Origin of the sequence: Streptomyces flavofungini, assembly GCF_041028215.1 — a bacterium.
GTDB classification, from domain to species: domain Bacteria; phylum Actinomycetota; class Actinomycetes; order Streptomycetales; family Streptomycetaceae; genus Streptomyces; species Streptomyces flavofungini_B.
In genome coordinates this window covers 1-5,442 of sequence record NZ_JASKYR010000601.1, presented here as the reverse complement: position 1 = coordinate 5,442, position 5,442 = coordinate 1, and the positions used below count along the sequence as shown (strand labels likewise).

General features: G+C 73.0%; 6 protein-coding genes. 1 reads left to right on the top strand and 5 read right to left on the bottom strand.

What is annotated here, in order from left to right; genetic code table 11:
• Window positions 1-30: 30 nt before the first annotated feature.
• Window positions 31-1,080, top strand: a complete 1,050-nt coding sequence (locus AB8Z36_RS30680; protein ID WP_440582041.1) for a glycoside hydrolase family 6 protein — start codon at window positions 31-33, stop codon at window positions 1,078-1,080.
• On the opposite strand, the gene AB8Z36_RS30675 is transcribed toward AB8Z36_RS30680, so the two are convergent.
• From AB8Z36_RS30675 to AB8Z36_RS30655, 5 genes are read right to left on the bottom strand one after another with little or no spacing between them, the layout of a single operon-like run.
• Complete coding sequence (locus AB8Z36_RS30675; protein ID WP_369216654.1) at window positions 1,077-1,553, bottom strand: GNAT family N-acetyltransferase; 477 nt, start codon at window positions 1,551-1,553, stop codon at window positions 1,077-1,079. The genes AB8Z36_RS30680 and AB8Z36_RS30675 overlap by 4 nt on opposite strands.
• A complete protein-coding gene (locus tag AB8Z36_RS30670; RefSeq protein WP_369216653.1) occupies window positions 1,550-1,975 on the bottom strand; it encodes a RidA family protein in 426 nt (141 codons plus the stop codon). Before AB8Z36_RS30670 ends, AB8Z36_RS30675 begins: the two co-directional genes overlap by 4 nt.
• 60 nt (window positions 1,976-2,035) lie before the next feature.
• Window positions 2,036-3,058 carry a hypothetical protein gene (locus tag AB8Z36_RS30665; protein WP_369216652.1) on the bottom strand — a complete coding sequence of 341 codons (1,023 nt, stop codon included), beginning with the start codon at window positions 3,056-3,058 and terminating at the stop codon, window positions 2,036-2,038.
• Entirely contained in the window at window positions 3,055-4,392 is a 1,338-nt protein-coding gene (locus tag AB8Z36_RS30660) for an MFS transporter (protein WP_369216651.1), read from the bottom strand. Before AB8Z36_RS30660 ends, AB8Z36_RS30665 begins: the two co-directional genes overlap by 4 nt.
• Window positions 4,393-4,402: 10 nt before the next feature.
• The gene (locus tag AB8Z36_RS30655) at window positions 4,403-5,332 is read right to left on the bottom strand and encodes a metallophosphoesterase family protein (protein ID WP_369216650.1); all 930 of its coding nucleotides are present in this window, start codon (window positions 5,330-5,332) and stop codon (window positions 4,403-4,405) included.
• Window positions 5,333-5,442: the final 110 nt, after the last annotated feature.

Here is a 5,442-nt window from a genome sequence, read left to right as displayed (position 1 = left end):
CGCTCCCTCCTCCGCCGACGCCGTCCGCGCCTGCTCACCCGCGCCGTGCTGGCCGCCGGACTCCTGCTGGGCGCGGCGGCGACCGGCCACGCGGCGATGGGCCACGCGGCGACCGGCCACGCGGGCACCGGCACCGGGCGTGCGGCAGGAGGGAGCGCGGACGCCGGTCCCGCGCTGCGGGAGGGCGCGGGCGCCTTCTGGGTCGAACCGGACAGTGCCGCCGCCCGGCAGGCCGCCGAGTGGCGGCGCCAGGGCAAGCTGGACGACGCCCGCGCGATCGAGCGCATCGCCGGGCGCCCGCAGGCCGTCTGGATGAACGAGGACGCCCCCGGCGCCGCCGTGCGGGCCCAGGTGGAGGCGGCGTCGAAGCAGGGCCGAACCGCCGTCCTGGTCGCCTATTTCATCCCGCACCGCGACTGCGGGGCGTACTCCGCGGGCGGCGCCAGGGACGCCGCGCGGTACCGCGATTACATCGAGGCGTTCGCGGCCGGGCTCGGCACGACCGGCGGGTACGTGATCGTGGAACCGGACGCCGTCGCGCACATGGTCGCGGGCTGCGAGGGCGCCGTCGCCACCGAGCGCTACGCCCTGCTCGCCCACGCCGTACGCACCCTGAAGCGGGTCCCGCACACCAAGGTGTACCTCGACGCGGGCAACGCGGGCTGGATTCCCGACGAGAACCGCCTGGTCGCCCCGCTGCGCGCCGCGGGGATCGCCGCGGCCGACGGCTTCGCGCTGAACGTCGCCAACCACTACACGGACGCCGCCAGCGCCGCGTACGGCCACCGCCTGGCCAAGGCACTCGGCGGCGGCAAGCACTTCGTCGTCGACAGCAGCCGCAACGGCAACGGCCCCTACGCGGGCGTGGACGCCTGGTGCAATCCGCCGGGCCGCGCGCTCGGCACCCCGCCCACCACGAAGACGGACGACGCCGCGCTCGACGCCTATCTGTGGATCAAGCGGCCCGGCGAGTCCGACGGCACGTGCCGCGGCGGGCCGAAGGCCGGGCAGTGGTGGCCCGAGTACGCGCTGGGCCTGGCACAGCGGGCCAAGACCCAGCCGGAGGAGCCCAAGGCCTAAGCACCGGACGGCGTCTCCGCCGCGGGGCGCCATACGAAGCGTATGTCCGGCTCGCGCTCCTCGTTCTCCGAGCCGTCCGTCCGCTCCGCCTCGGTGAAGCCATGGCGGGCGTAGAAACGGTGGGCCGGGGCGTTGACCTGGAACGTCCAGAGCGAGAGCCCCTCGGGGCTGCGGTCCTTGGCCAGCGCCACGAACCGGTCGCCGATGCCGCGCCCGCGCCACTCGGGGGCGAGATAGAGCTGGCTCAGCTCATCGCCTTCGAGCACCATCATCCCGACGGCCTCGCCCGCCGCCTCCGCGATCCAGGTCCCGCCGCGGGCCACCACGACATGCGTGAAGAAGTCCCGTACCTCGTCGTCGGTGTGGGCCCGCCGCACGCTCGGCAGCGCCGCGTCGTAGGAACGCAGGTAGACGTCGGCGACGGCGGCACCGTCGGAACCGGTGGCCGGGCGCAGTCCGACCGGCGGGGTCACGCGCTCTCTCCCGCACGGTCGGGCACGACGGCGGTGGCGGTGATCTCGACGAGCTGGCCCGGATAGCCGAGGCAGCTGGTGCCGAGCAGCGTCGAGGTGTGCGGGCCCGCGTGCAGGGCGGAGTCGCTCACCACGTCCCAGGCCTCGCTGAGCGCCGCGGGCTCGTCGCTCACCACGTACACCGTGCTGGCCACCACCTGTGAGAGGTCGCTGCCCACCGCGCGCAGGGCCTCGTCGAGATTGGCGATGACCTGCTCCGTCTGCCGGGCGACGTCCCCTTCGCCGATGAGCTCTCCCGTCGGGCCGAGCGGGACGGAGCCCGCCATGAAGGCCAGGCGGGTGCCCGCCTCGACCACGGCGGCGTGGGCGTAGCCGGGAGGCGGGAAGAGCGTGGGCACGACGGTGCGTTGCGGAAGGGCCATGGGCGGATCATGCGGGGCCCCGGGGGGCCACCGCATCCGATTTTCGCCGCGGCGGCCGCCTCAGCGGACGGCCGCCGGTGAACTCCCGCCCGCGATACGCAGCTCAGGTCTGCCCGAGCCGTCGGCGGGCGCCGCCCAGATGTCCTGCTTGCGTCCGTCGCGGCCGGGCAGCGCGTACGCGAAGGTGCCGTCGTCCAGCCAGGCCGCCTGGTCGTCGACACCGCGCCGTTCGGCCACGGGGTGCTCGCGCATCGTGCGGAGGTCCAGGACGTACAGCCGCCAGGGGTCCTTGGTGCCCTGGCGCACCCGCTTCTTGAAGGCGATGCGCGTGTTGTCGGGGGAGAGGGAGGGGCATTCGACGTTGGTGCGCAGGGCGGTCGCCGCCCACTTCCTCATGTCGCCGCGCACCAGGTAGGTCCTGCCCTTGGTCGAGACGGTCGCGTAGAAGCGGTTGTCGTCCTCGGCGAACGTCACACCCCAGTAGTTGACGTCGGGGGAGTGGTAGCGGCGTCCGTCGAGGGTGAGGGGGATCTCCTCCATGTTCTTGATCAGGTAGCCGGTACGGGTGTCGAGGATCGAGGTACGGGTGGAGAAGGACGTGCCCGCGTAGGAGTCACCGGTGGCGAACATCGTCCAGGACAGCATCCGGCCCGAGGCGGAGACCCGGGCCCGGTTGGGGATGCCGGTGAGCGCGATCCGGCGCTTCTCTCGGAGCCGGTCGTCGAGCACGACGGCGTACGACCTGGGAGGGATGCCGGGGCGGCGCTGGAGGCAGAGTGCGGTGCGCGCCGCGGCGTAGAAGCGCTCGCAGGAGGGGCCGCCGGTGGTCCGCGCCGCCTTGCCGGAGGCGGTCACGGGCTTTCCGGAGGCAGGCACGCGCGCGACGTGCCCCGCCCCCGCCCCGGTGCTGCGGAAGTACAGGTGCCCCCGGKCGAGGCCGAACTCCGATGCGGTGTCCGCCGACGCGGCGCGGTGGGCGGCGTGCAGGGTGTACGCGACGGCGACGCCCGCGAGGACGCAGGCGGCGAGGGCGACCGCGACGACGCGCGAGCGCAGGAAGCGAGCGAGGGTGGGTCCGGTCATGAGGGGGAGGGCCTCTCGGTACGGGCGAGCAGGGCCGCCGCTCCGGCCAGCGCACCGGCCAGTGCGAGGACCGCGCAGGTCAGGGCGGTGCCGACGCCCCACAGGGTCCAAGCGGCGCCGAACCCCGCGGCGGCCACGAGCCGGGCGAGGGCCTGGCCCGTCTGGAGCACGGCCATGCCTCCGGCGCGGCGTTCGCGCGGCACGACGGGCGAGGCCAGGGCCATCAGGACGCCGTCGGTGGTGGCGTAGAAGACACCGAGCAGGAGCAGGACACCGACGAGGAGCGGTCTGCCGTCGGTGGGCGCGAGGAGGAGCACGTAGGCGCCGAGCAGCGCCGCGTGTCCGGCGAGGAAGGGCACCCGGCGGCCGATGCGGTCGCCGAGCCGCCCCGCGGGCACCGCGAGCAGCAGGTAGACCGCCGCGGCCCCCAGGGGGAGCAGCGGGAACCACGCCACGGCGAAGTCGAGCCGCCGCTGGAGGAGCAGGTAGAGGAACGCGTCGCCGATGGTCGCCGCGCCGAGCAGCGAGGCGGCGCCGAGCACGCGCCGGAAGGCGGGGACCCGGAGCAGGTCGAGGGCTCTGCTTCCGGGCGGCGTTTGCGCTGTCCGCGGCGTTTTCGACGTCTTCGTAGAGGCCGCTTTGGCCGTAGCGGCCGCTCTGGCCTTGGAGGCCGCTTCTGGCGTGGACGTCACTCGCGCGCGTGCCGGGCTGTTCGACGGCACGAACGCCACCAGCAGCAGCACGCCGAGCAGCCCGAAGCAGAAGCTCACCACGAAGACGGCGTCGTAGGCGTCCGCGGTCGCCCACAGCAGCGCGAACGCGGCGAGCGGCCCGAGCAGCGCGCCCGTCGTGTCCATCGCCCGGTGCACGCCGAAGGCGCGGCCCAGCGTCTCGGGCGGGCCGCTCAGCGAGATGAGCGCGTCCCGCGGCGCGGTGCGCACCCCCTTGCCGATCCGGTCCGCGGCGAGCGCCGCCCCGATGCCCGCGGTGGCGCCGCCCGCGAGCAGCAGGCCGAGGCGGGACAGCGCGGAGAGGGCGTAACCGCTCCCCGCGACGAGCTTGTGGCGTCCGCCGCGGTCGGCGGCGTACCCGCCGGCCAGGCGCACCAGCGCGGTGACGCCGTTGTAGAGCCCGTCGAGAAAGCCGAACTGGAGCGGTGAGAGCCCCAGTTGCAGGACGAAGTAGAGCGGGAGCACGGCCGTGACCATCTCGGACGAGATGTCGGTGACCAGGCTGACCGCGCCGAGCGCGAGCACGGGTCCCGCGACGCGGCCGCGCACGGCCCCGGACTTCTCCGAGGCCTTGGCGACCGCGTCGGTGGTTGCCAGATACATGGCGCGCGGCTCAGTGGCAGGAGTAGGACGGGCTGGAGTCCTTCGTCGAGCCGTCCGTGGCGACGAGGTTCCAGGAGAACCCGGTGTCGGTGAAGTTCAGCTTGACCACGCCGAAGGTCTTGGTGAGCCGCTTCTGGCTGTTGGGCTGTACTTCCTCGATCTTGTACGGGTTGGCGCCGCCCATGCCGCCGAGCACCTCGACGATGCCGTTCGCGTCGGCCTTGCCGTCCGGGTCCTGCGGCGCGAACCGCTCGTAGTGGTGGTCGTGCCCGTTGAGCACCAGCTCGGCCTTGTTGGCGTGCAGCAGCTTCCAGACGGGGCGGCTGACGGGGTCGTTGCCGTGCTCGCCGGAGGAGAACAGCGGGTGGTGCCAGTACGCGGCCACGCACTTCTTGCCGTTGGCGGCGAGGTCGGCCTTGAGCCAGTCGATCTGCTCGTCGTCGTCGAAGCTGTTGGAGTCCAGGGCGATGAAGTGCCAGTTGCCCTGGTCGAAGCTGTAGTAGCTCTCGCCGTCGGGGTAGGCGACCGAGCCGAAGTAGGACTTGTATCCCGCGAGGGCTCCGGCCGGGTCGTAGGTCTCGTGGTTGCCCGCGACGGGCCGTGTCTTGCTCTTGAAGGCGCCCCAGGACTTGTCGTAGTAGTTCTTGAAGTCCTTCAGGCGGGCGTCGTCGTACTGGTTGTCGCCCATGGTCATCACGAAGGACGGGTTGATCTGCTGCACCAGCGCGGCCGTCTTGGGGTGCTTGCAGCCGCTGCTGCTCGCGGTGCACTGCTCGGCGATGTCCCCGGCGGCGACCGCCGTGAACCCCGCCGACGCGGCGGGGGTGGGAGAGGCGTCGGCCTTCCCTGCGGGGGACCAGAGCAGGACCCCGCCGATGAGCGCGAGGGACGCGCCCGCGGCTACGAGGATGGCGCGCTTGACGCGGGGGTTGGGTGACATGGCCGTCTCCTCGGTTGGCTTGGGGGTGCCGGACCGTTCGGGGGAATCCTGGCGAGGCGACATGTTCGCGTCAATGAATGCGACGGGAATTGTTAGGAAACTTTCCTGAC

Coding starts and splice junctions, on each gene's coding strand:
- AB8Z36_RS30670 (WP_369216653.1), bottom strand. CDS start 1,975: ATGGCCCTTCCGCAACGCACCGTCGTGCCCACGCTCTTCCCGCCTCCC.
- AB8Z36_RS30660 (WP_369216651.1), bottom strand. CDS start 4,392: ATGTATCTGGCAACCACCGACGCGGTCGCCAAGGCCTCGGAGAAGTCC.
- AB8Z36_RS30655 (WP_369216650.1), bottom strand. CDS start 5,332: ATGTCACCCAACCCCCGCGTCAAGCGCGCCATCCTCGTAGCCGCGGGC.